This window comes from Cupriavidus sp. FW305-3-2-15-C-LB2, from assembly GCF_058787575.1.
In genome coordinates this window covers 68658-92108 of sequence record NZ_JBYSZW010000005.1, presented here as the reverse complement: position 1 = coordinate 92108, position 23451 = coordinate 68658, and the positions used below count along the sequence as shown (strand labels likewise).

At 64.0% G+C, this 23451-nt stretch carries 23 protein-coding genes and 3 pseudogenes; 19 read left to right on the top strand and 7 right to left on the bottom strand.

Annotation, left to right across the window (positions count from 1 at the left end):
* Positions 1-416: iron-containing alcohol dehydrogenase (locus tag AC3WRR_RS06115; RefSeq protein ID WP_492296433.1), on the bottom strand; the 416-nt coding region annotated here is incomplete at its 3' end.
* Between the two features lie 178 nt (positions 417-594).
* Between AC3WRR_RS06115 and AC3WRR_RS06110 the strand changes: the two genes are divergently transcribed.
* Complete coding sequence (locus AC3WRR_RS06110) at positions 595-1551, top strand: LysR family transcriptional regulator (protein WP_010811848.1); 957 nt, start codon at positions 595-597, stop codon at positions 1549-1551.
* Between the two features lie 57 nt (positions 1552-1608).
* Positions 1609-1902 (top strand): annotated as a pseudogene (locus AC3WRR_RS06105) (integrase core domain-containing protein); the annotation flags it as partial.
* Between the two features lie 187 nt (positions 1903-2089).
* Here the strand turns inward: AC3WRR_RS06105 and AC3WRR_RS06100 are convergent.
* Entirely contained in the window at positions 2090-2266 is a 177-nt protein-coding gene (locus tag AC3WRR_RS06100) for a hypothetical protein (protein WP_246840212.1), read from the bottom strand.
* Positions 2267-2563: 297 nt separating this feature from the next.
* Positions 2564-2798 (bottom strand): annotated as a pseudogene (locus tag AC3WRR_RS06095) (LysR family transcriptional regulator); the annotation flags it as partial.
* Between the two features lie 132 nt (positions 2799-2930).
* On the opposite strand from AC3WRR_RS06095, the gene AC3WRR_RS06090 reads away from it, so the two are divergent.
* The 7 genes from AC3WRR_RS06090 (at position 2931) to AC3WRR_RS06060 (ending at position 10176) form a co-directional block, all read left to right on the top strand.
* Positions 2931-4094, top strand: a complete 1164-nt coding sequence (locus AC3WRR_RS06090; protein WP_010811851.1) for an iron-containing alcohol dehydrogenase — start codon at positions 2931-2933, stop codon at positions 4092-4094.
* A 34-nt stretch (positions 4095-4128) separates the two neighbouring features.
* Positions 4129-4443: an NIPSNAP family protein gene (locus AC3WRR_RS06085; protein WP_439668883.1), complete on the top strand. Its 315-nt coding sequence runs from the start codon at positions 4129-4131 to the stop codon at positions 4441-4443.
* 103 nt (positions 4444-4546) lie between these two features.
* Complete coding sequence (locus AC3WRR_RS06080) at positions 4547-5092, top strand: TRAP transporter small permease (RefSeq protein WP_037024415.1); 546 nt, start codon at positions 4547-4549, stop codon at positions 5090-5092.
* Positions 5093-5138: 46 nt separating this feature from the next.
* Positions 5139-6419 (top strand): TRAP transporter large permease subunit, encoded by a 1281-nt coding sequence (locus AC3WRR_RS06075; RefSeq protein WP_058698412.1) that lies wholly within the window; start codon positions 5139-5141, stop codon positions 6417-6419.
* Between the two features lie 45 nt (positions 6420-6464).
* Positions 6465-7490, top strand: a complete 1026-nt coding sequence (locus tag AC3WRR_RS06070) for a TRAP transporter substrate-binding protein (RefSeq protein ID WP_439671726.1) — start codon at positions 6465-6467, stop codon at positions 7488-7490.
* 61 nt (positions 7491-7551) lie between these two features.
* The gene (locus AC3WRR_RS06065) at positions 7552-9138 is read left to right on the top strand and encodes an aldehyde dehydrogenase (NADP(+)) (RefSeq protein WP_010811856.1); all 1587 of its coding nucleotides are present in this window, start codon (positions 7552-7554) and stop codon (positions 9136-9138) included.
* A gap of 126 nt (positions 9139-9264) precedes the next feature.
* Complete coding sequence (locus AC3WRR_RS06060; RefSeq protein WP_492296429.1) at positions 9265-10176, top strand: transcriptional regulator GcvA; 912 nt, start codon at positions 9265-9267, stop codon at positions 10174-10176.
* Positions 10177-10190: 14 nt separating this feature from the next.
* On the opposite strand, the gene AC3WRR_RS06055 is transcribed toward AC3WRR_RS06060, so the two are convergent.
* From AC3WRR_RS06055 to AC3WRR_RS06045, 3 genes are read right to left on the bottom strand one after another with little or no spacing between them, the layout of a single operon-like run.
* Positions 10191-11126, bottom strand: coding sequence for an amidohydrolase family protein (locus AC3WRR_RS06055; protein ID WP_492296428.1), 936 nt, complete (start codon positions 11124-11126; stop codon positions 10191-10193).
* Between the two features lie 41 nt (positions 11127-11167).
* Positions 11168-12388 (bottom strand): CaiB/BaiF CoA transferase family protein, encoded by a 1221-nt coding sequence (locus tag AC3WRR_RS06050; RefSeq protein ID WP_037024417.1) that lies wholly within the window; start codon positions 12386-12388, stop codon positions 11168-11170.
* Between the two features lie 33 nt (positions 12389-12421).
* Entirely contained in the window at positions 12422-13204 is a 783-nt protein-coding gene (locus AC3WRR_RS06045) for an enoyl-CoA hydratase-related protein (RefSeq protein WP_010811860.1), read from the bottom strand.
* Between AC3WRR_RS06045 and AC3WRR_RS06040 the strand changes: the two genes are divergently transcribed.
* The 10 genes from AC3WRR_RS06040 to AC3WRR_RS05995 all read left to right on the top strand — a co-directional run bounded on the left by AC3WRR_RS06040 (position 13191) and on the right by AC3WRR_RS05995 (position 23126).
* Positions 13191-13355, top strand: coding sequence for a hypothetical protein (locus AC3WRR_RS06040; RefSeq protein ID WP_161940233.1), 165 nt, complete (start codon positions 13191-13193; stop codon positions 13353-13355). The genes AC3WRR_RS06045 and AC3WRR_RS06040 overlap by 14 nt on opposite strands.
* Before the next feature lie 120 nt (positions 13356-13475).
* Positions 13476-14450: a Bug family tripartite tricarboxylate transporter substrate binding protein gene (locus AC3WRR_RS06035; RefSeq protein WP_010811861.1), complete on the top strand. Its 975-nt coding sequence runs from the start codon at positions 13476-13478 to the stop codon at positions 14448-14450.
* Between the two features lie 2 nt (positions 14451-14452).
* The gene (locus AC3WRR_RS06030; RefSeq protein WP_037024419.1) at positions 14453-15646 is read left to right on the top strand and encodes a fumarylacetoacetate hydrolase family protein; all 1194 of its coding nucleotides are present in this window, start codon (positions 14453-14455) and stop codon (positions 15644-15646) included.
* Position 15647: 1 nt separating this feature from the next.
* Positions 15648-16577: an NAD(P)-dependent oxidoreductase gene (locus AC3WRR_RS06025; RefSeq protein WP_037024421.1), complete on the top strand. Its 930-nt coding sequence runs from the start codon at positions 15648-15650 to the stop codon at positions 16575-16577.
* Complete coding sequence (locus tag AC3WRR_RS06020; protein ID WP_010811864.1) at positions 16574-17719, top strand: alpha-hydroxy acid oxidase; 1146 nt, start codon at positions 16574-16576, stop codon at positions 17717-17719. Before AC3WRR_RS06025 ends, AC3WRR_RS06020 begins: the two co-directional genes overlap by 4 nt.
* Before the next feature lie 86 nt (positions 17720-17805).
* The gene (locus AC3WRR_RS06015; protein WP_081050340.1) at positions 17806-18798 is read left to right on the top strand and encodes a tripartite tricarboxylate transporter substrate binding protein; all 993 of its coding nucleotides are present in this window, start codon (positions 17806-17808) and stop codon (positions 18796-18798) included.
* Between the two features lie 211 nt (positions 18799-19009).
* Positions 19010-19699, top strand: coding sequence for a tripartite tricarboxylate transporter substrate-binding protein (locus tag AC3WRR_RS06010; protein WP_081050341.1), 690 nt, complete (start codon positions 19010-19012; stop codon positions 19697-19699).
* 190 nt (positions 19700-19889) lie between these two features.
* Complete coding sequence (locus tag AC3WRR_RS06005) at positions 19890-20201, top strand: hypothetical protein (RefSeq protein WP_010811866.1); 312 nt, start codon at positions 19890-19892, stop codon at positions 20199-20201.
* 300 nt (positions 20202-20501) lie between these two features.
* On the top strand, positions 20502-20741 hold the full coding sequence (locus AC3WRR_RS06000) for a hypothetical protein (RefSeq protein ID WP_492296423.1): 240 nt from the start codon (positions 20502-20504) through the stop codon (positions 20739-20741).
* A gap of 330 nt (positions 20742-21071) precedes the next feature.
* Positions 21072-23126 carry a S8 family serine peptidase gene (locus AC3WRR_RS05995; protein WP_037024422.1) on the top strand — a complete coding sequence of 685 codons (2055 nt, stop codon included), beginning with the start codon at positions 21072-21074 and terminating at the stop codon, positions 23124-23126.
* Here the strand turns inward: AC3WRR_RS05995 and AC3WRR_RS05990 are convergent.
* Positions 23119-23336 (bottom strand): annotated as a pseudogene (locus tag AC3WRR_RS05990) (tyrosine-type recombinase/integrase); the annotation flags it as partial. The gene AC3WRR_RS05995 and the pseudogene AC3WRR_RS05990 sit on opposite strands and share 8 nt — an antisense overlap.
* Positions 23337-23451: the final 115 nt, after the last annotated feature.

Below are 23451 nucleotides of genomic sequence, written 5' to 3'. Positions count from 1 at the left end.
GGCGCCACCGCGACGACGGGTGCCGTCCTTGACGTGATGCGAGCCGCGCCGCCTTCAATCACGGCAAAGCTCTGCAGCGGACCTTCGTGCGTCGCGCAGACAGCAACGCCTTTCGCGAGATCGATGGCCGAGCCGCCGCCCACGGCGACGATGCCGTCGCAATCGCTCTCCTTGTATGCCGCCACGGCCTCGCGCACGGCGGCCTCATTCGGATTCGGCGGTGTGCCGTCATAGATCGGAACGGGCTCGACGTTCGCAAGCGCCCCGAGAACGATGTCGATGATGCCCGCCGCCCTGACGCCCTTATCCGTCACGACCAGCGGACGACGCATACCGACTCGCTCACATTCTTCCTTGAGCAGGTGAATGGCGCCGAAATCGAACTGGATCTGGGTGATGTAGTTGATGAGAGACATGGCAATGAGCTTTAGTTATATAGTGCGTGCAAATACCGCAGTGCCGATGCATCGGCACACGAAGCCGCGCAACCCATGTGCGCCGGAAAATTCCCTTGTTTCGTGCGAGTATAGGGAGGCCTTCGTCCGCGCAGCAATTGAGAAGATCTGATACTGGTATAACTTATTCGCAACCCAAATGACGCCCTCGCTCAATTCGATCATCTCCCGGCTCCATCTGAAGCAGTTGCGGCTCCTGATTGCCCTCGGCGATCACGGCTCGCTCTTGAAAGCCGCCCAACAGGTCGCGCTGACGCAGCCAGGCGCAAGCAAGGCATTGCAGGAAATCGAAACGACGTTTGGCACGCCGCTGTTCAATCGCACCAATCGGGGACTGGAACCCAACGAAGTCGGCCATTGCGTGATTCGCTATGCGCGCCTGATTCACACGGATGTCGCCCATCTGCGCGAGGAGATCGTCGGGATCCTGCGCGGGCATGGCGGGCGGGTGACGGTGGGGGTCATCATGGGCGCGGTGCCGCTGCTCACCGACGCCATTTCCACGCTGGTCGAGCGGCATACGGAAATGTCCGTCGAGATCGTCGAGGACACGAGCGCAACCCTGCTGAGCCAGATCGATGCAGGCAGGCTCGACCTTGCGATCTGCCGTACGACGATCAGTCAGCTGCCGCAGCTCTACGACAGCGTAAAGCTCCAGGATGAGACGCTCGCCGTCATTGCGAACGTCCGTCATCCACTCAGGCACGCGAAGACGCTGACGCTCCAGGACCTGGCGGAGTATCGATGGGTGGTGTACCGCGCGAACATGCCGATGCGGCTTCTGCTCGAGCGCGAGTTCCGCGACTCCGAAATCCGGTTTCCGCCGCACCTGCTCGAAACCACGTCCGCCTTTGCTACGCTGACGCTATTGCAGGGCAATCCGTCGTTCGTTGCACTCGTGTCGATCGACGTGGCACAGTTCTTCGCCCATCACAAGATGACATGCATCCTTCCGCTCACCCTTGCGTCGCGCAGCGAACCTTATGAGCTGGTCACTCGCAAAGGGGCGCCGATCTCGCCCGGTTCGAAACTGCTGATCGATGAACTGATTGGCAAACGGGGGGCGCAGCCGATCCTTTGCCCACGGACGCTCTGATCAATCGCCGATTCTGAGCACAAGGTGTAGCGCTGTGGGCAGCGTAGGCGTCGATTGCAGGCCCTGTACTCCAGGCAGCCTGGGCGTGAGGATTCGGACCGCGGCTCGCAGTATGTCAGCATTCGCTACACTAAACATTTGGCTGAGGCGGCATCGAGCCCTCGGTGGGCAGCAAGGGCGACTCCTACGACAACGCCCTGGCCGAGACGATCAACGGGCTATACAAGGGGAGTTGATCCATCGCCGCGCACCTTGGAAGCCCAAGGAGTCTGTGGAGCTGGCAACGCTGTGTCCTGGTTCAACAATCATCGGTTGATGGCACCTCTGGGATACGTGCCCCCGGCCGAGTAGGAGGCCAACTACTATTGCCAACTTGAGCAGCAGGCCATGTCGGCCTGACTCAAGCCAAGGGGCCTCCACGAAAGCCGGGGCGGTTCAGCCAATCCTGCGATCGAGACTTTTACTGAACGCCCGGCTCGAATTGCCGGTCCGGGCAGCGCCGTGATTGAGTTCTGGGTCCGCGTGCGCGAAGTGCCGGTCAGTGGCTATCGCGTAGCCCCAGCACGTTTGCGCCGATCTTCGGGTCGATGCCGCATTCCAGTTGCTGCGGGTAGGCCGTCACCGTCACTTCCAGCAATCCGGTGCCGACCTCCATCGACAGGCGCTGTCGCCGGCCACGCCCTGCGCATGGATCGACGGCTTGCCTTCTTTCCACGCGAGGCTGCCGACGATGCTGGCCATCTCCACGTTGCGGAAGGTGCGCGGGTTGAACTGCTTCTTCGCGGCATCTCAGGAGCCGCAGGCTTCAATCTCCGTTGGTTGCTCCGGGCCATTGCCCGCCTGGGCGTCCACGGGTTTTTTTCGTCTTGACTCTGCTCACGGGCATGGCTCGATCCGCCAGGGATGCAGTCAATCAGTCAATCGACCTGGTCCGCACGCAGCAGTCAATTGATGGGGTTCATCCACCCTTCAGCCACGCTGAGCTCTCAGACTGAATTTTTCAGGTCCGACTATTGATGTCGGCCTGGATCAGGCGCGCAAAGCGCAGCGCACTGGCCCGCCCCGGTAGGTAATAACCCTCGATTTGTCCGCTCGAGCAGCTCCACGTGCAAGGTCTGCTCCAGCTCGCGCAAGGCCTTGCTCGCACCGGGCTGGGTGAGCCCAACCTTGTCCGCAGCGCCAAGCAGGGAGCCGCTTTCCTCGATGGCGATGAGCAGCCGCAGCTGCTTGGCATGTAGGCGCGACATCATGGAATTCAGGCTGGGTACTGCGGTTGCCATGAGGGAAAGTTATATCGCTATGGAAAGCTGTCAGTGTACCGAAACCGGCTGCCTCCTTAGACTTCGCCATCTCGAATGCACAGCAACAGGGAATGGCAAATGAGCACCTTTAATTTCTATATTCCGACGCGCATCCAATGCGGAAGCGGCCTGGCCAAGGAAACCGGCAAGTTGCTGAAGCCGTATGGGATCCAGAAGCTGCTGATCGTCACCGATCCCGGCCTGAAAGCCACCCCCGTGGTCGACGTGGTGGTGCAATCGCTGAAGGCTGCGGAAATCGGCTACGAGATATTCAGCGATGTGGAGCCCAACCCCACGACGGACGTCTTGGATGCCGCCGTCGACTTCATCAAGCAGACCGGATGCGATGCGGTCCTGGGGCTGGGCGGGGGAAGCTCCATCGACACCGCCAAGGGCGTGGCGGCCATGGCCACCAATCCGGGCGGCATCCTGGATTACGAAGGCTACGAAAAGATCGGGGCGACGCCGCTGCCGCTGTTCGCCATTCCGACGACGGCGGGCACGGGCAGCGAATGCACCGCCTCGACCGTATTCACCAATACGCAGACCCGCTTCAAGACGGTGATCGTCAGCTCGCTGCTGCTGCCCAAGCTGGCCATCCTGGATGCTGATCTCACCGTGAAGCTGCCCCCGGAAATCACGGCGGCCACCGGCATGGATGCGCTGACGCACGCCATTGAGTCCTATGTCTCCAAGCAGGCCAATCCTATCAGCCAGAGCATGGCGCTGCATGCCATCAAGCTGATCGCGCAAAGCCTCTACAAGGCCTATATCGTGGGCTCCGATATCGAGGCTCGCGAGAACATGCTGGTGGGCTCCCTGCTGGCCGGAATGGCTTTTGCCCAATCCAAGCTGGGCAATGTGCATGCGATCTCGCACACCTTCGGCGGGGTTTTCAATATCCCCCACGGCATTGCGAATGCGGCGCTGCTGCCGTACGTCATTCACTTCAATATCGATGCCTGCCCCGAGAAATTCCGCGATATCGCGATCGCCATGGGCCAGGACGTCTCGGGCCTGACGGCCACTGAAGCCGCCCGCACGCTGGTCAAGGCCGTCATCGATCTCAATGCCAGCCTCGGTATTCCCAGCAATACCAAGGATCTCGGCGTGAATCTGGATGCACTGCCGAAAATGATCGATGACTCCATGCGCAGCGGCAATGTGTTGGTGAATCCCCGCATCACCCGGGCGCACGATGTGAAGCAGATCATCGAAAACGCCTACCACGGCACCTTCTGAATTTAGTTTATGTCGCCTCGACAAGGAGAATCCCATGTACTACGAAATGCGCACCTATACCTTGAAAGTCGGCACGGTCAAAGAATATCTGAAGCATTTTGAGGAGGTCGGCCTGCCAGTTATCTCCAAATACGCCAAGCTGGTGGGCTGGTGGTATTCGGAGATCGGCGAGCTGAACCAGATCATCCACATCTGGGCCTATGAAAGCCTGGATGACCGCACCGAGCGTCGCGCCGCCCTGTACCGCGACAAGGCCTGGCTGGAGGAGTTCATCCCCGTTGCATTCCCGATGCTGCTCAGGCAGGAATCGGTTCTGATGCGCCCGGCGGATTTCTCTCCGATCAAGTAATGGAAATGGACGCCATCCGGCCAATGCAATGCCCTGGCATTGGCCTGGTGAAGCGTGAAAAAACCTGGGAAATACCAGGCCATCATAAAAAAGGAGACAGGTCATGCGAGTTCTGACGGATGGATTGAATCGCTTGCTGGGAATCGTCATCGGTGTTTGCCTGGCCGTCATGGTGGTGCTGGTTTTCGGAAATGTCGTGTTGCGATATGCCTTCAATTCCGGCATCACCATCAGCGAGGAAATATCGCGCTGGCTATTTTTGTGGATGACCTTCCTGGGCGCCATCATTGCGCTGCGCGAAAACGCACACCTCGGAACCGATGTGCTGACCTCGCGGCTGCCTTTGGTGGGGCAGCGTATCTGCGCCGTGCTGGCCCGGCTGCTCATGCTGTATATCAGCTGGCTGCTTCTGTCCGGCAGCTGGGCGCAGATGCAGATCAACCTGGATGTCCAGGCGCCGGTCTCGGGCGCATCGATGGCGATTTTCTATGGATCCGGCTTTGTATTCGGCTTGGCCAGCATGGGGATACTGGCGGTGCAGCTGTGGCAGTCGCTGAAGGGTGACCGGAGTGCCTTCTCCCTGAGCCAGGAAAGCGAAGAGCTGACCCAGTACGAAGCCAGGCTCGATGAGGCCAAGCAGGCGCGTTAAGGCGCCCCCATAACCATCCATTGCCATCGATTCAAGAGGTCCCGCAATGACTGTATTTATCTTTCTTGGCTCGCTGCTGGCTGCCATGGCCATAGGGCTGCCGATCGCCTATGCGCTTTTGGCTTCGGGTGTTGCACTGATGTGGCACCTGGATCTGTTCGATGCACAGATCCTTGGCCAGAACGTCATCAACGGGGCGGACAGCTTCCCCCTGCTGGCGGTTCCATTCTTCATGCTGGCCGGCGAAATCATGAATGTGGGCGGTCTGTCGCGTCGCATCGTGCATCTCGCCTTGACCCTGGTCGGCCACAAGCGCGGCGGCCTGGGCTTCGTGGCCATCGTCGCCGCCTGCATGCTGGCCGCGCTTTCCGGCTCGGCGGTGGCGGATACGGCAGCGCTGGCCGCGCTGTTGCTGCCGATGATGAAGCGCGCCGGCCACGACCCGGCGCGTGCCGGCGGACTGATCGCCTCGGCGGGCATCATCGCGCCGGTGATTCCCCCGTCCATCGGCTTCGTGATCTTCGGGGTGGCGGCGAACCTCTCCATCAGCAAGCTGTTCATGGCGGGCATTGTTCCCGGGCTGCTGATGGGCCTGAGCATTGCCATCGCCTGGTGGTTTGTGGCCAAGAAGGAAGCCATCACCACGCCGCCTAAGGCCAGTTGGGAAGAGCGCCTGGCGGCGCTCCGGGAGTCGACCTGGGCGCTCTTTCTGCCGTTGATCGTGATCGTCGGCCTGAAGATGGGTGTGTTCACGCCGACCGAAGCCGCGGTGGTGGCAGCGGTGTATGCGCTGGCGGTGTCCATGCTGGTCTACAAGGAGATGAGCTGGCGCCAGCTGTGCGCGGCGTTCCTGAGTTCGGCCAAGACCACGGCCGTCATCATGCTCCTGGTTGCCGCCGCCATGGTGAGCGCGTGGCTGATCACGGTGGCCGAGATCCCCGACCAGGTGATCGCGCTGCTGGAGCCGTTCATGGGCAACAAGACCTTGCTGCTGATCGCCATCATGGTGCTGGTCATGGTGGTGGGCACTGCCATGGACATGACGCCAACGATCCTGATCCTGACCCCGGTACTGATGCCGGTGGTGAAGGCGGCAGGCATCGATCCCATCTATTTCGGCGTGCTTTTCATCATCAATAACTCCATCGGCCTGATCACGCCGCCGGTGGGCACGGTTCTGAACGTGGTGGCAGGCGTCGGGAAGATGAAGATGGACCAGGTGACCCGTGGTGTCCTGCCATTCATGAGCGCGCAGCTCATCGTGATGTTCCTGATGGTTTTCTTTCCGGTATTGGTGACGGGGCCCGCCCGCTGGTTCTACGGCTGATGCCTTCGGCTGCCCGCAATCGTTTTGGTATTCAAGGAGATAGTCATGCAGTATTCGTTTTCCGTCACGGCGAAGATCCTCGCCGCCTGCACCCTGTTCACGGCCGTGCTGGCGTCCAACGCCCAGGCCCAGGTTTCGGACCGCACCCTCAAGGCGGCAGCCAGCGTTCCCCCGGACCACCCCGTGGTGATCGGCCTCAAGAAATTCGGCGAAATCGTCAACAAGAGCAGCGGTGGAAAGATCAAGGTGCGCGTCTATCCCAATGCGCAGCTGGGCAACGACCTGCAGGCGCAATCGGCACTGCAGGGCGGCACGCTGGATTTCTTCCTGGGCGCCACCACCACCCTGGGCGGGATCGTCAAGGATTTTGGTGTCTACGACTTCCCATTCCTCTTCAACAAGCCGGAAGAGGCCGATGCGGTGCTCGATGGCTCGTTCGGCAAGAAGCTGGAGGCCAAGCTGCCCGAGAAAGGCCTGGTGTCGCTCGGCTACTGGGAAAACGGCTACCGGAACGTGACCAACAGCAAGCGCCCGATCGTCAAGTGGGAGGACCTGGGCGGCCTGAAGATCCGCACCATGCAAAGCTCGGTGCTGCTGGATGTCTTCAACAACTTCAATGCCAATGCAGTGCCGCTGGCGTTTTCCGAGATCTACTCGGCGCTGGAGACCCGCGCCGTGGATGCCCAGGAGAACCCCAATGCGCTGATCGAGGCATCGAAGTTCGATGATGTCCAGAAATACATCAGCCTGACGCGCCACGTATACAACCCCTTCATCCTGCTGATCAGCAAGAAGACCTGGGACAAGATGAGCGCGGACGAGAAGAAGCTGATCAGCGCCGCGGCCGAGGAGGCCAAGCTGTTCGAGCGCCGCCTGAACCGCGAGAACGACAACAAGGCGCTGGCGGAGCTGAAGAAGCGCGGCTTGCAGGTGAATGACTTCTCGGATGCCGAGCGCGCCCGCATGGCAGAGCGGACCAAGCCCATCATCGCCAAGCACTCTGCACAGATCGGCGACACCGTCGTGAGCGAACTGCAGGCCGAGATCGCCAAGGTCAGGGGCGCGAAGTAAGCCCTTTGCTCCGTTCCTTCCTTGTTTACCAGCCCTTCATACCGACAACGGACTTTTTCCCATGCAACCCACCGGAGCAATGCTGTTCGGCCATGCCGCCGTGCGCGGCCAGGCCGGAAGCCAGCGCGCCTTCAACCCCGCAACCAATGCTGAGATTGCCGAGCCCCAGTTCGGCTTCGGCACCCGCGACGACGTGGATCGGGCCGTGGGCCTAGCCACCCGCGCTTTCGACAGCTATCACAGCCTGCCGCTGGAGCGCCGCGCCGCGTTCCTCGAAGCCATTGCCGACGAAATCATGGCGCTGGGCGATGCGCTTATCGAGCGCGCCCATGCCGAAAGCGGCCTGCCGCTGGCACGCCTGACCGGCGAGCGTGGGCGTACCGTGGGGCAGCTGCGGCTGTTCGCCCAGGTCGTGCGCGACGGGCATTTCCTGCGTGCCACCATAGACACGGCCCAGCCCGAGCGCCAGCCGCTGCCGCGCGCCGATCTGCGGCTGGCCAAGGTCCCACTTGGGCCGGTGGCCGTGTTCGGCGCCAGCAACTTCCCGTTGGCCTTCTCGGTGGCCGGCGGCGACACCGCCTCGGCGCTTGCCGCGGGTGCACCCGTGGTCGTGAAGGCGCACAGCGCCCACCTGGGCACCTCGGAGCTCGTCGGCCGGGCCGTGCAGAAGGCGGCGCAGAGCCAGGGCATGCCCGAAGGCGTGTTCTCGCTGCTGATCGGCGCCGGCCGCGAGATCGGCGAGGCGCTGGTCGCCCATCCCGGTATCAAGGCCGTGGGCTTCACCGGCTCGCGCCAGGGCGGCTTGGCCCTGCTGCGCATTGCCAACAACCGCCACGAGCCGATTCCCGTCTATGCCGAGATGAGCAGCATCAACCCGGTGTTCCTGCTGCCCGAGGCGCTGGCCGTACGGGCCGAGGCACTGGCCCAGGGCTTTGCCGATTCGCTGACCATGGGCGCCGGGCAGTTCTGCACCAACCCTGGCCTGGTGCTGGCCGTCGACGGCCCCGACCTGCAGCGCTTCGTGGCTGCGGCCGGCAAGGCGCTGGGCGTCAAGGCAGCGCAGACCATGCTGACGCCGGGCATTTACGCGGCCTACCGGGAAGGCAGGGCCCAGGTGGAGGCCGTGGAAGGGGTCGAGCGCGTGGCCTGCGGCGCGGATGCCGCCGGCCAGCCCAACGCCGCCCAGGCTGCACTCTATGTGACGGACGCCCAAAACCTGCTGCGCAACCCGGCGCTACAGGCCGAGATGTTCGGTCCCGCGTCGGTGGTTGTGAAGGCACGTGATATTGACGAGATGCGGCAGGTGGCCGATCTGCTCGAGGGCCAGCTTACCGCGACCCTGCTGCTGGACGAGGGCGACCACGAGGCCGCGCGCCAACTGCTGCCGGTGCTGGAGCGCAAATGCGGCCGCATCCTGGCCAATGGCTTTCCGACCGGTGTCGAGGTCTGCCATGCGATGGTGCACGGCGGCCCGTTCCCGGCCACTTCCAACGCCATGTACACCTCGGTGGGCGCCAGTGCGATAGACCGCTTCCTGCGGCCGGTGTGCTACCAGGACATCCCCGATGCGCTGCTGCCCGCGGCGCTGCAAAGCGCCAATCCGCTGGGCACCTGGCGGCTGACCAACGGGGTGATGGCGCAGGCCTGACGCCGGGGCATGCCCGACCGCGCAGCGGCCATGGCTGCTGCGGCCGGCCGGGCACCGGAGCCGGTTAAAGTCGCACATGGTTGTCCATGGCGACTTTTGCAATCCCGCGCCGACGGCGCATTTCGTATGCCCAGAAAAATCCCCCCCCTGAACCCGCTCCGCGCCTTCGAAGTATCGGCGCGGCAGATGAGCTTTACCAAGGCGGCCGAAGAGCTGTTCGTGACGCCTTCGGCGGTGAGCCACCAGGTCAAGTCGCTGGAGGAGAACCTGGGCATCGCGCTGTTCATCCGAGACTCCAAGACGCTCACGCTCACGCCGGCGGGCAAGGCGTATCTGCCTGGGGTGCAGGAAGCCTTCCGCCAGCTGGAGGTGGCGACCTACCAGCTGCACCGCGAGAAGAGCGCTTCGCTGCTCAAGATCAATCTGCCGCCGACATTCGCCGTCAAGTGGCTGATACCGCGCCTGCGCGGCTTCGCCCAGGCCCATCCGGACCTGGACCTGAAGGTTTCCACCTCCAAGCACATGGCGGACTTCTCCCGCGACGACGTGGACATGGAGATCCGCTACGGCCGCGGCGTCTATGCCGGCCTGCATTCCGAGATGGTGCTGCCCGTCGAGGTCTTTGCCGTGTGCAGCCCGGTGCTGCAGCAGGGGCCGCACCCCATCGAGGGGTTTGCAGACCTGAGGCACCATGTGCTGCTGCATGACGACAGCACCTATGACGACGTCAGCAACCCGAACTGGGCCACCTGGCTGACGCACATGGGGGTGCATGACCTGGACACCACCCGCGGGCCGTCCTTCTGGCCCAGCCACCTGGTGATCGATGCCGCGATCGACGGGCAGGGCGTGGCGCTGGTGAAGAAAAGCTGGGTGCAGCAGGACCTGGCTTCGGGCAGGCTGATGCGCCTGTTCCCGGAATACGGCCTGCCTGTCGAGTTCGCGTACTACCTGGTGTTTCCGCAGGATCGGCTGGGCGATCCGCGCATCGCGGCCTTTGTCGGCTGGATGCGCGAGGAGCTGGCCCGGGGACCGTGATAGGTTTCGGGGCCTTACCTGCCGCCAGCGACCTGCCCGATCCGGTAGATGCGCGCCGCATTGCCGGCCCACAGCGCCTGCTGCTGGGCGGGCGCCAGAGGCGCAATGGCCTCGGCAAAAGCCGCGACGATGGCCGGGTAGCTGGTGACCAGGCTGTCGACCGGGAAGTTGCTGGCGAACATGCAGCGGTCTGCGCCGAAGATGGCAATGGCGTCGCGGATCACCGGGAGGTTGGCCTCTGCGGACCAGGGGATGTTGCGCTGGCCCAGTCCCGAAATCTTCAAGGCGGCATTGGGGGCCTGGGCAAGGGTTTCCAATGCCCTCCTCCAGCCGGCCAGTCCTTGCGTGCTGCGGTCCGAGGGCAGGCCGGTGTGGTTGAGTACCAGCGTGGTGGCCGGAAAATCGCGCGCCAGCTCCAGGGCCTGCTCCAGGTGCCACCACGGCGCCTGGAGGTCGAAGGACAGGCCGAACTGCTGCAGCAGCGCATATCCGTCGCGCCAGCGCATGTCGTCCATAGAGCCCGGTTCGCCGCGGCAGAAGTCGCCGATCCGCGCCGCCACCACGGGCTTGTGGCGGATGCCGCGGACCATGTCAAAGGCGGCCTGCGCCGCCAGCACCTGCCTGGCATCAGCGGCGCCCAGATCCGCGTGCGCCACCACCACCGAGGGCCGCTGGTAGCGCTGCGCCAGCGTGGCCAGCCATTGGGTTTCGTCCACCGGCGTGCCGCGATCCCACTCCGCTTCGATATGGACCGTGGCCGCCGGCGCGCAGCCCCGGGTGTCGGCCGCGAAGTCGTCGGACAGGTAGTTGCGCTGCAGCGCCTCGTAGCTGCCGTACCGGAAGTCATGGACGGTTTCGCCCTGCAGCCAGGGGTAAGGGTTGCGGCCGAGGTCCCAGAAGTGGTGGTGGGCGTCGATGAAGGCCGGAATCCCGGCGTTTGCAGAAGTCATGGTCGATGAGGGCGCGCAGAAGGGCTGCAGGAATGTACCGCTTATGCGGCCACGGCGACCTTGCCCTGAGCGCCGAACGCGCCCGCATTGTGCAATTGTTCAATGCGCTCGGACGACAAGCCGAGTTCGGCAAAGACCTCTCGCGTGTGCGCGCCGAGCAGGGGCGCCGCGCGGCGGATCTGCTGCGGTGTGCCCCGCAGCTTGACCGGAAAGCCCAGCACCTTGACCTTGCCTTCGACGGGGTGGTCCATCTCCATCACCATGTCGCGGGCCACGGACTGCTCGCAGGCCAGGGCTTCTTCGTAGTTGTGGATCGGCGCTGCTGGCACGCCCGCGGCGAGCAGCAGATCCACCCATTCGGATGCGGGCCAGCGCGCAAACTCGGCCTCCAGCAGCGGGATGAGCACGGCCCGGTTCTTGATCCGTTCCACGTTGTCGGTGAAGCGCGGGTCGGCGAGCAGGTCCTGGCGCTCGATCACCTTGCACAGGGCCGCCCACAGCTTGGGGTTGGCGGCGCCGATGACGAAGTGGCGGTCCGCGGCCTTGACGGCCTGGTAGGGCGCGCTCATGCGGTTGGCGCTGCCCAGCGGCGTCGGCACGCGGCCGGTGCCCCAGAATTCGGCGCTTTCCCAGATCGACAGCCCCAGCGCGGTCTCGAACAGCGAGGCATCGATGTACTGGCCCTGGCCCGTCTGCTCGCGGCCGATCACGGCACTCAGGATGGCATAGGCGGCAAACAGGGCGGCGCCCAGGTCGGCAAAGGGCACGCTGGACTTCATGGGCGCACCGCCGGGTTCGCCCATCACGCTCATGGGGCCACAGCTGGCCTGGGCGATCAGGTCCAGGCCGGGGCGCATGGCCCAGGGCCCGGTCTGGCCAAAGCCCGAGATGCTGGCATAGACCAGGCGCGGGTTGATGGCCTGCAGCGTGGGGTAGTCGATCTTCAGCCGCGCGGCCACGCCGGGGCGGTTGTTCTCCACGAGCACGTCGGCGCTGCGCACCAGCTCGTAGAAGGCCTCGAGTCCCTGCGGGTTCTTCAGGTCAATCTCGACGCTGCGCTTGTTGCGGTTCAGCGCGATGAAGCCACCGCTGTCCTCGCCCTTGAGCTTGAAGCCCATGGCGCGGCGGGTCTGGTCGCCCACGCCGGGCGTTTCGACCTTGATCACGTCGGCGCCCATGTCGCCCAGCAGCATGCAGCAATAGGGGCCGGCCATGATCTGGCTGACGTCAAGGACGCGGATGCGGGAAAGTGGAAGAGTCATTGCAGTCGGAAGGAAGAGATGGGGAAGACGGGTTCAGCGGCCGACGAAGCTGGGGCGCTGCTTGGCCAGAAAGGCCTGGAAGCCGATTTGGAAATCCTCGGTCTCGAAGCACTCGTAGGCGACTTCCTGCTCGGCGTCGGTCAGCGATCCGGGCTGGGCCAGCCGGTGGACGAAGCCCTTGTGCCAGCGCGCCACCAGCGGTGCGCCGGCAGCGATGCGGCGGGCCGCGGCATAGCCTTCTTCCAGCACGGCTGCATCGGGCACCACGCGGTTGATCAGTCCTTTCTGCATGGCTTCCGCCGCGTCGAACACGCGGCCTTCGAGAACGATCTCCAGCGCCACGGCGCGGCCGGCGAGCGCGACGAGGGCGCCCAGCTCGCCGTAGGACATCACCAGGCCCAGGCGGTTGATCGGGGCGCCGAAACGGCTGGACTCGCCGCAGATGCGCATGTCGCAGACCGCGGCCAGTTCCAGCCCGCCGCCGACACAGGCACCCTGGATGACGGCCAGCGTTGGATGCCGGCTCTCGGATACCGCTTTCATGGCCCGGTTCGTCACCTTCCCATAGGCCATGGCCTGGGCCTTGTTCAGCCGGGTGCGGGGAAACTCCTCGATGTCGGCACCCGCCGAGAAGGCCCGCTCCCCCGAGCCCCGCACCACGATGCAGCGGACCGAGTCATCGGCCTCCAGTTCCTGCATCAGGTCGCCCAGGCGCTGCCACATCTCCAGGTTCATGGCGTTCATCTTGTGTGGGTTGTTCAGCGTGAGGGTGACGATCTGCTGTTCGTCGCGGGAGAGGAGGATGGCGTCTTCCATGGTTCAAATGCCTTTGTCGAATGGGGCGATGGGGTCACGCATGGAAAAAAGTGTAGGAAAGGCGCTGCTGGCTCTCAACCGAGAAAAACTGGGCGTCTGCACAAGAAAAATTCAGCCTGCAGTGCATGAGAAAATCTCGTCGATCGCTTGAGTTAATCCACGTTGTTGCGCGTGATCGCGACTTCTAAACTTTCTGCCAAACAAGCCTGCCAACCCCTACGGACTGGCCCGGAAAAGCAGGCCCTGGACAAGGAAATCAAGGAGGCAGCACATGCAACGACGTCAATTTCTGGCCGCCACAGGGCTGGCCGCCCTGCACGGGATTTCGCTGGCAAGCGAGACCGAAGCGCTGCTGCCCAAGACCCCGATCCGGATCATTGTGGGATTTCCGCCGGGCGGCGGAACCGACGTCATGAGCCGTGTGCTTTCGCAGCAGCTGAGCCTGCGCTGGAACCGTACCGTTATCGTCGAAAACAAGGCGGGCGCTGCGGGCGTCATCGCTGCGGAGTACGTTGCGAAGCAGCCGCCGGACGGCGCTACCCTGCTGATGACCAATTTCAGCAATCACACCATTGCCCCCAGCCTCTATCCAAAGATCGGCTATGTCGCGGAACGCGATTTCACACCCATTGTGCTTGTGGGCACTACGCCCTGCCTGCTCATCTGCCGAAAGGAGCAGCTCGCGCAGACGATTGCCGAGATCATTCAGCGCTGCAAGGAAAACCCGGGCACGGTGAGCTTCGGGTCGTCGGGGCCTGGCTCCATCCAGCATCTGGCGCTGGAGATGTTCCAACTGCGCGCCGGAGTGAAGGCGCTGCACACCCCGTATCGCGGCTCCGCGCCCATGATTTCGGACCTGATGGGCGGCCAGATCGACTACAGCTTTGAAACCATGACTTCGGCCGCTCCCCATGTGAAGAGCGGCAAGGTGGTGGCGATCGCCCAGACGGGGCTGGCACACGCCAAGGCACAGCCGGACGTTCCCACGGTGGCGGAGAGCGGGTTCCCGGGTTTTGACGCCAAGGTCTGGTATGGCCTTGCCGGCCCGCGCGGCTTGCCGGATGCCCTGGTGCAAGCCATGAACAAGGATGTGAACGAGGCACTGCTGGTCCCTGCGGTAGCAGAAAAGCTGGTGTCGTTCGGTGCCGAGGATGGCGGCGGATCCGCCGCCCAATTCAACGCTTTCATTGCCAGCGAAAAGAAGAAATGGACGCAGGTGATTCGTGATGCAAAGGTGACGGTCTGAAGATGAATACGGAAAAATTTGTAATCGATTGCTCTCTTCCCGAGGACCGGGCCGCAGCGGCCCTGGTGGGCCGGGTGTGGCGCCCGCAAGGCGCAGAGGGCCGCCTGGAAGGCCCGTGTGTCGTGGCGGTGCGCGGCGGGCGGCTCGTCGATCTGAGCCGGCAGGTGGCGACGATGTCCGACCTGCTGGAGCGCGACGACCGGCTGCAGCTGGTCCTGAATGCAGGAGGCGAGGACCTGGGGCCGGTGGAGGACTGGCTGGCCAGCAGCCTGTGCCACGGCGGCGATCCGCGGCATCCGCATCTGCTGGCGCCCTGCGATCTGCAGGTCGTGAAGGCGGCTGGCGTGACCTTCGCGGCCAGCATGCTGGAGCGGGTGATCGAGGAGCAGGCCAGGGGCGAGCCCGAGAAGGCGCATGCCATACGGGCCTCGATGACGGCCATCGTGGGAGAAGACCTGTCGGCCATCAAGCCGGGCTCTGATGAGGCGCGCAAGCTCAAGGAGGTGCTGTCCGCCCAGGGGCTGTGGTCGCAGTACCTCGAGGTAGGCATAGGGCCCGATGCCGAGGTGTTCACCAAGGCGGCGCCGCTGTCGTCGGTAGGGCATTGCACGGCGGTCGGCCTGCATCCGGCATCGCACTGGAACAACCCGGAGCCGGAGATCGTGCTGGCCGTGAACTCGCGCGGCAAAATCGTGGGCGCGACCCTGGGCAACGACGTGAACCTGCGCGACTTCGAGGGGCGCAGCGCATTGCTGCTCGGCAAGGCCAAGGACAACAATGCCTCCTGCGCCATCGGTCCCTTTGTGCGCCTGCTGGACCAGCATTTCACGCTTGAGGACATAGCCTGCGCCGAGGTGCAGCTGACAGTCTCCGGCACGGACGGTTTTGTGCTGAACGGCAGCAGTTCTATGCAATACATCAGCCGCTCGCCCGAGGGCCTGGTCCGGCATGCGATGGGCCGGCACCACCAGTACCCCGACGGCATCTTCCTGCTCTGCGGAACCATGTTTGCCCCGACTGAGGATCGCGGCGCGCCGGGGGCCGGTTTTACCCACCATATGAACGACCAAGTCTGCATCTACAGCGCCAGGCTGGGCGGGCTGTTCAACCCCGTCGGGCTCAGCGACCAGTTGCCGGCCTGGACCTTCGGTATCGGCGCGCTGATGCGCAATCTGGCCGCGAGAAAGCTGATCTGACATGAGTTTTCCTAATATTGGTTTTGTCGGCATAGGCCTGATGGGCGAGGCCATGACGCTGCGCCTGCGCGATCTCGGCTATCCGGTCTTTGTCTCGAACCGCGAGCCCGAGCGGCTGGCCGCGGTGGCGGCTGCGGGCGCTACGGCGCTGGCATCGCCGGCTCAGGTGGCCCGGCAGTGCGATGTGGTGCTGATGTGCGTGCTCGATGATGCGGCGGTCGACTTCTGCACCCGGGGGCCGCAGGGCATTGCGCAGGCTGAAGGGGGAGCGGGCAAGCTGATCATCGATTTTTCGACCATCTCGCCCCGCACCACGCGGGACCTGGCAGCGTATGCGCGCCAGCATGCGGGTATGAACTGGATGGATGCACCGGTGTCTGGCGGGCCGCAAGCGGCACGCGACGGCCAGCTCACCATCATGGCGGGCGGCAGTGCGGAGGATTTCGAGCGGGCGCGCCCGGTGCTGGAAGCGTTGGGCAGCCAGGTGTCGCTGATGGGCCCGGCAGGTGCCGGCCAGACGGCAAAGATCATCAACCAGGCCATCGTCGGCGTGGGCTTTGTGCTCATGAGCGAGGCCGCCTTGCTGGCCGAGGCTTCCGGCATCGACGCGGCGCGGTTGCCGGCTTGCCTGAAAGGCGGGTTTGCGGACAGCGTGCTGCTGCAGAAGGTCTATCCGCGCATCCATGAGCGCCGCTTTGATCCACCCATTGGCTATGCGCGCCAGCTGTCCAAGGACATGGACGCGGTGCAGGCGTTTGCGCGCGATGCCGATTGCGATCTGCCCATGGTGCAGGAGGCTGCGCGGCTCTTCGCACGCTATGTGGAGGGCGGCGCCGCGATCGCCGATTCGGCCTCCATCATCCGCCTGTACGAAATGGGGCAGGCCAGAAATCAGGATCGCCAGGGCGGCAACGAGGGAGAGGGCGCATGAAGCAGACCATCACCTGCGTAGAAGACCTGCGCGTGCTGGCGCAAAAGCGCGTGCCGCGCATGTTCTACGACTATGTGGACGTGGGCTCCTGGACCGAGAGCACTTACCGGGCCAATTCCGCGGACTTCCAGAGCATCCTGCTGCGCCAGCGCGTGGCGCTCGATCTGTCACAACGCTCGGTGCGTTCGACCATGGTGGGGCATGACGTGGCGATGCCGGTGGCCATCGCGCCCACGGGCCTTACCGGCATGCAGCATGCGGACGGTGAGATCCTAGCCGCCCGCGCGGCCAAGGCCTTTGGCGTGCCGTTCACGCTGTCCACGGTCAGCATCTGCTCCATCGAGGATGTGGCCGAGGGTACGGACGGCCATCCCTTCTGGTTCCAGCTGTATGTGATGCGCGACCGTAAGTTCGTGCAGCGGCTGATGGAGCGGGCCGAGGCCGCAGGCTGTTCGGCATTGGTGGTGACGCTGGACCTGCAGATCAGCGGCCAGCGCCACAAGGACCTGAAGAACGGGCTTTCCGCGCCACCCAAGCTCAGCCTGCTCAATCTGCTGAACATGGCCGGCAAGCCGCGCTGGTGCCTGGGCATGCTGGGCACCCGCCGGCACAGCTTCGGCAACATCATTGGCCACGTCGATGGGGTGGACAGCATGACTTCGCTGGCCGAATGGAGTTCGCAGCAGTACGACCCCGCGCTGAGCTGGGACGACATTGCCTGGATCCGCCGCCTGTGGAAGGGCAAGCTGATCCTCAAGGGCATACAGGACGTGGAGGATGCGCGTCTGGCCGTGGCCAGCGGCGCCGATGCCGTGATCGTCTCCAACCACGGCGGGCGGCAGCTCGATGGCGCGCCGTCCTCCATCCGCGCACTGCCGGCCATCGCCGAGGCGGTTGGCCAACACATCGAGGTCCATATGGACGGCGGCGTGCGCTCGGGCCAGGACGTGCTCAAGGCCATTGCCCTGGGCGCCAAGGGCGTCTACATCGGGCGGGCCATGCTCTACGGCCTGGGCGCCATGGGCGAGCAGGGCGTGGCCCGGACGCTGGAAATCATCCGTAAGGAGCTAGACCTGACGATGGCGTTTTGCGGAAAAACGGACATCAGGAATGTGGACGCATCCATTCTGCTTTTCTCTTGAGAACGAATTTAAGAGCGTGTTCACGATCTCTACGCGGCGCGAGGAGATCGTGAACACACTCTTACAACACCTAACCGGAGACACTCATGAACCATTCCCTTGCCCAAACCATGTCGGCGGCTCGCCGCAAGCAGCTGCTTGCCGGCATAGGCCTGCTGTCGCTGGCCGCCGCTCCAGCCTTGGCCCAGCCCGGCGCCTATCCGCAGCACTCGATAGAGCTGGTCGTGCCCTACCAGGCCGGCGGCGGTGCCGACGTGATGGCTCGGGCCTTCTCCAAGGCCGCGGCCAAGGTGATGCCCCAGGGCATCGTCGTCGTCAACAAGCCCGGCGCGGCCGGCGTGATCGGCTGGCAGGAGGTCATCCGCGCCAAGCCGGACGGCTACAAGCTGGCACTGACCACGGTGGAAGTGACTTTTCTGCATTACCTGGGCCTGGCCAAGTTCGACCAGCATGCGCTGCGCCCGATTGCCAAGCTGAATGCGGACCCCGCCGTGATCGTGGTGCGCAGCGATGCGCCGTATGCGAGCATCGAGGACTTCCTGGCACAGGCGCGCAAGCCTGATTCCAACGTACAGATAGGCAACGCAGGCCAGGGTTCCATGTGGCACATGGCCTCGGCCGCATTGGCCGAAAAGGGCAAGGCCAAGTTCAACTACATCCCCTACCAGGGCGGCTCGCCGGCACTGCTGGCGCTGCTAGGCAGGCATATCGATGCCGTGATCGCGAGCGCACCGGAAGTGATTCCCTATGTCAATTCGGGCAAGCTCAAGGCGCTGGGCGTGATGTCGGAAAAGCGGATCAAGGGACTGGAGAACACGCCCACCATGCGTGAGAAGAACATGGACCTGGTGCTGGGCACTTGGCGCGGTCTGGCCGTGCCCAAGGACACGCCGGAGCCGGTGGTCCAGGTGCTGCGCGAGGTCGCGGAGAAATCCATGCGCGATCCGGAGCTGCGCCAGGTGATGGAAAAGCAGTTCTTCACCACCGACACCTATGAGGATACTGCCGCCTTCACCAAGAGCATGGCCAAAGAGAGCGCGGAGCTCAAGGTGATTGCCAGCGGCATCTCGCTGCAATAAACACGTTCCAGCACGCATTGAAGGCTGGCCGCTTAGTCTAGCCAATTGACCCGATTGCCCGGCCGCCACGCACTTGTCGTCTTGCACCCAGCGGGACGGATCGAAGTGAAGGTGGAATTGGAGGGGGAGGGCGCTGCGGCTACTGTAACAAGAGCGGCCCTCGTTCGATCGGCACGCAAAATCATAGAAGGCCAGCTCCATCTGCCCGATTATGTCTTCTCGCGGCCGGAAGGCAGCCGAGCAAAGCAGGCATCGTCTCGGCATTCGCTGCGGATTATCGTACCCACCCGTGCGGGGGGCGGCAACGATCTTGGTCGCCCACATGAAGCGCGAGCCTGGAAGGTTTCGCTACGCGTCCGCAGGGGACGGTACACCGCCCCACTTTGCCGCAGGGCTTTTCCAACTGGCCACTGGTACTTCGGTGCGCAGTACCACCTTCGAGGGCGCAGCGCCTGCCATCGCGTCGACCATTGACGGACAGACACAGGTTATGTTCGCCAGCCTGCTGACAGCGTATCGGCCAGTGGGTGCCGGTCAGTTGCGAGCCCTGGCAGTCGCCGGACCCAAACGTCTGCCAGTGCTGCCAGAAGCACCGACGCTTGCGGAGTTGGGCGTTAGGGGCATGGAATTGACTCAGTGGTATGGTCTGTTCGCCCCGGCGGGAACCGCTGCCACGATGGTGGAACAGCTCAATGGCGCCTTGTCTGCAGTCCTACGGGATCCAGAGGTCAAAGCGGGCTTCGAGAGGTATGGCGCAACCCCCGAGCCAGGCGGTCCTGAGCTGCTCGCAAGACGGGTAGAGACTGAACTAGAGCGCTGGCAGCGCATTATTAAGGTGTCAGGTCTTGCGCCTTCGTCGATCGACGGTGACCCAGTGCAACAGTTTCTGGAGCCCTGCTAAATTGCCTCGCAAGGGTGGTGGTCGGTACCCGATGTGGTGCTTGAAACTGGGCACGCTCGATAGGTGGGTTTCGCCTGCCGTGAAGGAGAGCGTGCAAAGGTTGGGGAGGCCACCAAGAAAGTGCCGCTTAGGGACCGCGCCGGTTGTGTGTGGACTAGGCTGATCGGTATCGCAACGGTCGGAGCAAACTATGCGGTTGATCATCGAAGCCAGGTTGGCGGACGAGGGCAGCGATAATGGCCAGGGCGTCGACGGCGTTTTGGCAGTGATTGAGCGCTGTGACGGTAGTCTTGCGGATCTGGGCCTGACCCTCGCGGAGGGCCGGTCGCTGTTGGCCAAGGTTCAGACCGAGTTGGTTTCGAAACAGGTCGCGGGATGGCTCTCGGGCCAGACTCGTTGTCGGTGTTGCGGGGCGGCCTTGAGCCACAAGGACCGCCGATCGACGGTGGTGCGCACGGTGTCGCACGCGGCAGGATTCTCGATTGGTTCCACATCGCTATGAAGTTCAAGGCGGCGCAGCGTTCCGTGTTCGGCAGTAAGGTCATCGATTCACTGGAACGAGAGTCGATAGAGACCGAAATCATGCACGCCAAGTGGCTCGCATGGCATGGCAAGGGCCGCAAAGCGTTGGAGCGCATCAAGGCATTGGACGCGCAGCTCCTGACGAGGACGGGGTATGAACTCAGTACGCTGTGGTGGAACCTAGATAGAGTCTGCGGGTACCTTCGGAGCAACGCGTCCACGTTGGTCAACTACGGCGGCCGGCATCGAAAGGGCTTGCCGATCAGCGGCGGAGTCCGCTGTGAATCAGGTCATCAGCCAACGCCTGGCTAAGAAGCGACAGATGCGCTGGACGGACGAGGGGGCGCACTGCATGGTCCAGGTCAGGGTGGCGGTTTTGAACGGAGAACTCTCACCCGAGCGCATCTCCGCACTGGCGATCGGCTCGCGTCACAGCAGATGCTTCAATAATGTTTCCCCCCGCCGGCATCAGCCAGACAGAATCGACCGCGACATCCTCGTCGCAATCCAGGGCGCCTGACGAAACGGTCTCCCCAAATTTTGCACGCTCTCACTTGGATCGAAGGCAAAAGTGTCATTTCGCACGCAGTCCGCATGAATTTTGCCACTTCGCATCCTAGACTTCGAGAGCTGAGAGCTGAGAGCTGAGAGCTGAGAGCTGAGAGCTGAGAGCTGTCCGTTAGTTCTTGATCTGATGGTAAATTTTCCGCATTTCACGCAACCGGTCGCGCTTGTTTGACCGTCTGGCGCACACCCATTGGAAGCCTTTAGCCCGAGGCTGGGACGACGATTGACGGGTCGGGAAGCTGCGCGCTCCCGAAATTGCCTCAAACAAAAAGGGGAACCTAAAATGCGCCATTTCGCTGCACTGGGTTGTCTGACGGCTGTCGTTTTGTCCATTCAGGCCGCGCCGCTGCCCGACTCGAACCGGCCGGCACCCGGCACGGAGGCAGCGCGTTCGGCCCGCCTAGTCGACCGTGACGGCGACCGGGTCTCCGATGATCTGCAGGCGCGGATCGCGGCGGCACGGCCAGGTGACCTCGTCCGTGTCGTCGTCACGTTCAGCGGCCCGGGCACTGCGGCCACGGCGCGGCAGGCGGTCGGTGCTTTCACGCTGGACCGCGAATTCAGGATCATCCGCGGATTCTCCGCCACCATGACGACCGCCCAGATAAGGGCGCTGGCGCAGCAGCCTGGCGTGCGGCGGATCGAGGAGGACTTCACCGTTTCGACCAAGCTCAACGCCGCCCGCGCCGACTTCGGCACGGAAGCGGCACGCGCCAGCTTCGGGGTTGACGGCGCCGGCATCAAGGGTTGCATCGTCGACACGGGCGTCGATCCGAACCACGAGCAGCTTGACGCGCGACCGATCCCGTTCTTTGATGTCATCAATGGACGGACCAGTGCATATGATGACCACGGCCACGGCACCCACGTCGCGTCGATCGCCTTCGGCGACGGCACGGGCGGCTCGGGCGCCGCCACCTACAAGGGCGTGGCGCCCGGCGCAGCGATCTACGCGGCCAAGGTGCTCGACCAGTCCGGCTCCGGACTCGAGAGCCAGGTCATCGCCGGCATCGACTGGTGCGTGTCCCAAGGGGTGCGGATCATTTCCATGAGTCTGGGCTCCAGCGCGCCGTCAGACGGACAGGACTCCCTGAGCCAGGCCGTCGATGCAGCGGTGAGCAGCGGTGCTGTCGTGGTGGTGGCGGCCGGAAATTCCGGCGACGAACCAGGGACGGTCGGCTCGCCCGGGGCCGCAGCGCAAGCCATCACCGTGGCGGCATGCGCGGAGTGGTCCGCTCCCGCCGGCGCGCCCAACCATTCGGACGGCATCTACGTGACGCCGTTTTCGAGCCGGGGACCGACGCTGGATAGCCGTGTCAAGCCGGACATCTGTGCACCCGGACTGACCATCACGGCTGCAGAGGCCGGCACGGTCAGCGGTTATGTAACCTACAGTGGCACCTCCATGGCCACGCCGTTCGTCTCCGGCATCGTCGCCCTGGCGCTACAGGCGAATCCGATCCTGTCGCCAGCGGGCCTGCGGCAGAAGCTCGAAGCCACGGCGCAGGACCGCGGCCCCGCCGGCAAGGACAATGATATCGGCGCCGGGCTCCTTGACGGCTACGCCCTGGTGGCCAGCGCCAAGGGGGGCACCAGCTACCAGCCGACCGTCTTTCCGACGTATCGCAGGGTCACCGGCAGCGTGGCGAATCATGGTCAGTGGAGCTACACGTTCTCCATCGCCCAGGCTGACCTCGGTGTTCCCATCGGTGCCATGGTCACCATTAACGGCCAGGCGAAATGCATCCTGCCGCTATTGGGCGGCTGCTTCGCCGCGCAGTGGGATCCCGATCTCGACGCCCGGCTGCTGGACCCCAATGGCGTCGTGCTGTCCGAGAGCCTGTGCATGGCCGGCGTCGAATGCGGTGGCATCGGCCGTCAGGAAACGCTGCACGCACTGCCAACCGTGGCCGGGACGTACACCATCCAGGTGTCCCCGTCCGAGGACAGCGTGAACCTGGGCAAGGGCGGCAGCTTCGCCCTGGACCTGTCGAGCGGCCCTCGAGCCGACATCGCGAGTCTGCCCGTGGTGCACGTGGGCGGCCTGAGCGCCAGCAGCACCGGAAACAAGACGGGATGGACCACCACCGTCACGGTCACGGTGCACGATGCCAGCCACAACCCGGTGCCGAACGCAACCGTGAGCGGAACCTGGAGCGGCGGCTACAGCGGGAGCTCGGCCTGCACCACGGGCGCCGGCGGACAGTGCATGGTCACGAGCGGAACGATCTCCAAGCGAAAGAACAGCGTGACCTTCGCCGTGACCAACATCACCGGCACGCTCACCTACCAGGCCAGCAGCAACGACATGACAAGCGTCACGGCGACAAAGCCGTGATGCGTTCGCGCTCGGCCGCGACCGGCATTGCTTCGATCTCAGCCCTGACCGCGTTCCACAGGTCGTGGCTCAGGTAGCGCGTGATCCGCGGCCGCGTGGGGGGGCGCCCCGGCGGGCGAGCGCGAGCGGATTGCCCGGCCAGGTAGCCGGCTTCGGTCAGCCACGCGAACACTCGTTAAGGATAGCCAGCGCCTGGCGCACGCTGGGGGGGCGCGAGCTTGCCTTGGCTCGTTTCGGGACAGGAAAATGGGGCTCCCGCACTTTGTGTGACGGCCGAGTCGAGGGCTTGATTTCGGGCCGGTTTGGCCGTACGTTGATCGTTACC

Bases quoted from the DNA above. Each gene is read 5' to 3' on its own strand.
- AC3WRR_RS06085 (WP_439668883.1), top strand. From the start codon at position 4,129: ATGTACTACGAAATGCGCACCTATACCTTGAAAGTCGGCACGGTCAAA.
- AC3WRR_RS06060 (WP_492296429.1), top strand. From the start codon at position 9,265: ATGCCCAGAAAAATCCCCCCCCTGAACCCGCTCCGCGCCTTCGAAGTA.
- AC3WRR_RS06030 (WP_037024419.1), top strand. From the start codon at position 14,453: ATGAATACGGAAAAATTTGTAATCGATTGCTCTCTTCCCGAGGACCGG.
- AC3WRR_RS06005 (WP_010811866.1), top strand. From the start codon at position 19,890: ATGCGGTTGATCATCGAAGCCAGGTTGGCGGACGAGGGCAGCGATAAT.
- AC3WRR_RS06070 (WP_439671726.1), top strand. From the start codon at position 6,465: ATGCAGTATTCGTTTTCCGTCACGGCGAAGATCCTCGCCGCCTGCACC.
- AC3WRR_RS06045 (WP_010811860.1), bottom strand. From the start codon at position 13,204: ATGGAAGACGCCATCCTCCTCTCCCGCGACGAACAGCAGATCGTCACC.
- AC3WRR_RS06110 (WP_010811848.1), top strand. From the start codon at position 595: ATGACGCCCTCGCTCAATTCGATCATCTCCCGGCTCCATCTGAAGCAG.
- AC3WRR_RS06080 (WP_037024415.1), top strand. From the start codon at position 4,547: ATGCGAGTTCTGACGGATGGATTGAATCGCTTGCTGGGAATCGTCATC.
- AC3WRR_RS06015 (WP_081050340.1), top strand. From the start codon at position 17,806: ATGAACCATTCCCTTGCCCAAACCATGTCGGCGGCTCGCCGCAAGCAG.
- AC3WRR_RS06035 (WP_010811861.1), top strand. From the start codon at position 13,476: ATGCAACGACGTCAATTTCTGGCCGCCACAGGGCTGGCCGCCCTGCAC.
- AC3WRR_RS06075 (WP_058698412.1), top strand. From the start codon at position 5,139: ATGACTGTATTTATCTTTCTTGGCTCGCTGCTGGCTGCCATGGCCATA.
- AC3WRR_RS06020 (WP_010811864.1), top strand. From the start codon at position 16,574: ATGAAGCAGACCATCACCTGCGTAGAAGACCTGCGCGTGCTGGCGCAA.
- AC3WRR_RS06090 (WP_010811851.1), top strand. From the start codon at position 2,931: ATGAGCACCTTTAATTTCTATATTCCGACGCGCATCCAATGCGGAAGC.
- AC3WRR_RS06055 (WP_492296428.1), bottom strand. From the start codon at position 11,126: ATGACTTCTGCAAACGCCGGGATTCCGGCCTTCATCGACGCCCACCAC.
- AC3WRR_RS06025 (WP_037024421.1), top strand. From the start codon at position 15,648: ATGAGTTTTCCTAATATTGGTTTTGTCGGCATAGGCCTGATGGGCGAG.
- AC3WRR_RS06010 (WP_081050341.1), top strand. From the start codon at position 19,010: ATGTCTTCTCGCGGCCGGAAGGCAGCCGAGCAAAGCAGGCATCGTCTC.
- AC3WRR_RS06065 (WP_010811856.1), top strand. From the start codon at position 7,552: ATGCAACCCACCGGAGCAATGCTGTTCGGCCATGCCGCCGTGCGCGGC.
- AC3WRR_RS06050 (WP_037024417.1), bottom strand. From the start codon at position 12,388: ATGACTCTTCCACTTTCCCGCATCCGCGTCCTTGACGTCAGCCAGATC.
- AC3WRR_RS06040 (WP_161940233.1), top strand. From the start codon at position 13,191: ATGGCGTCTTCCATGGTTCAAATGCCTTTGTCGAATGGGGCGATGGGG.
- AC3WRR_RS05995 (WP_037024422.1), top strand. From the start codon at position 21,072: ATGCGCCATTTCGCTGCACTGGGTTGTCTGACGGCTGTCGTTTTGTCC.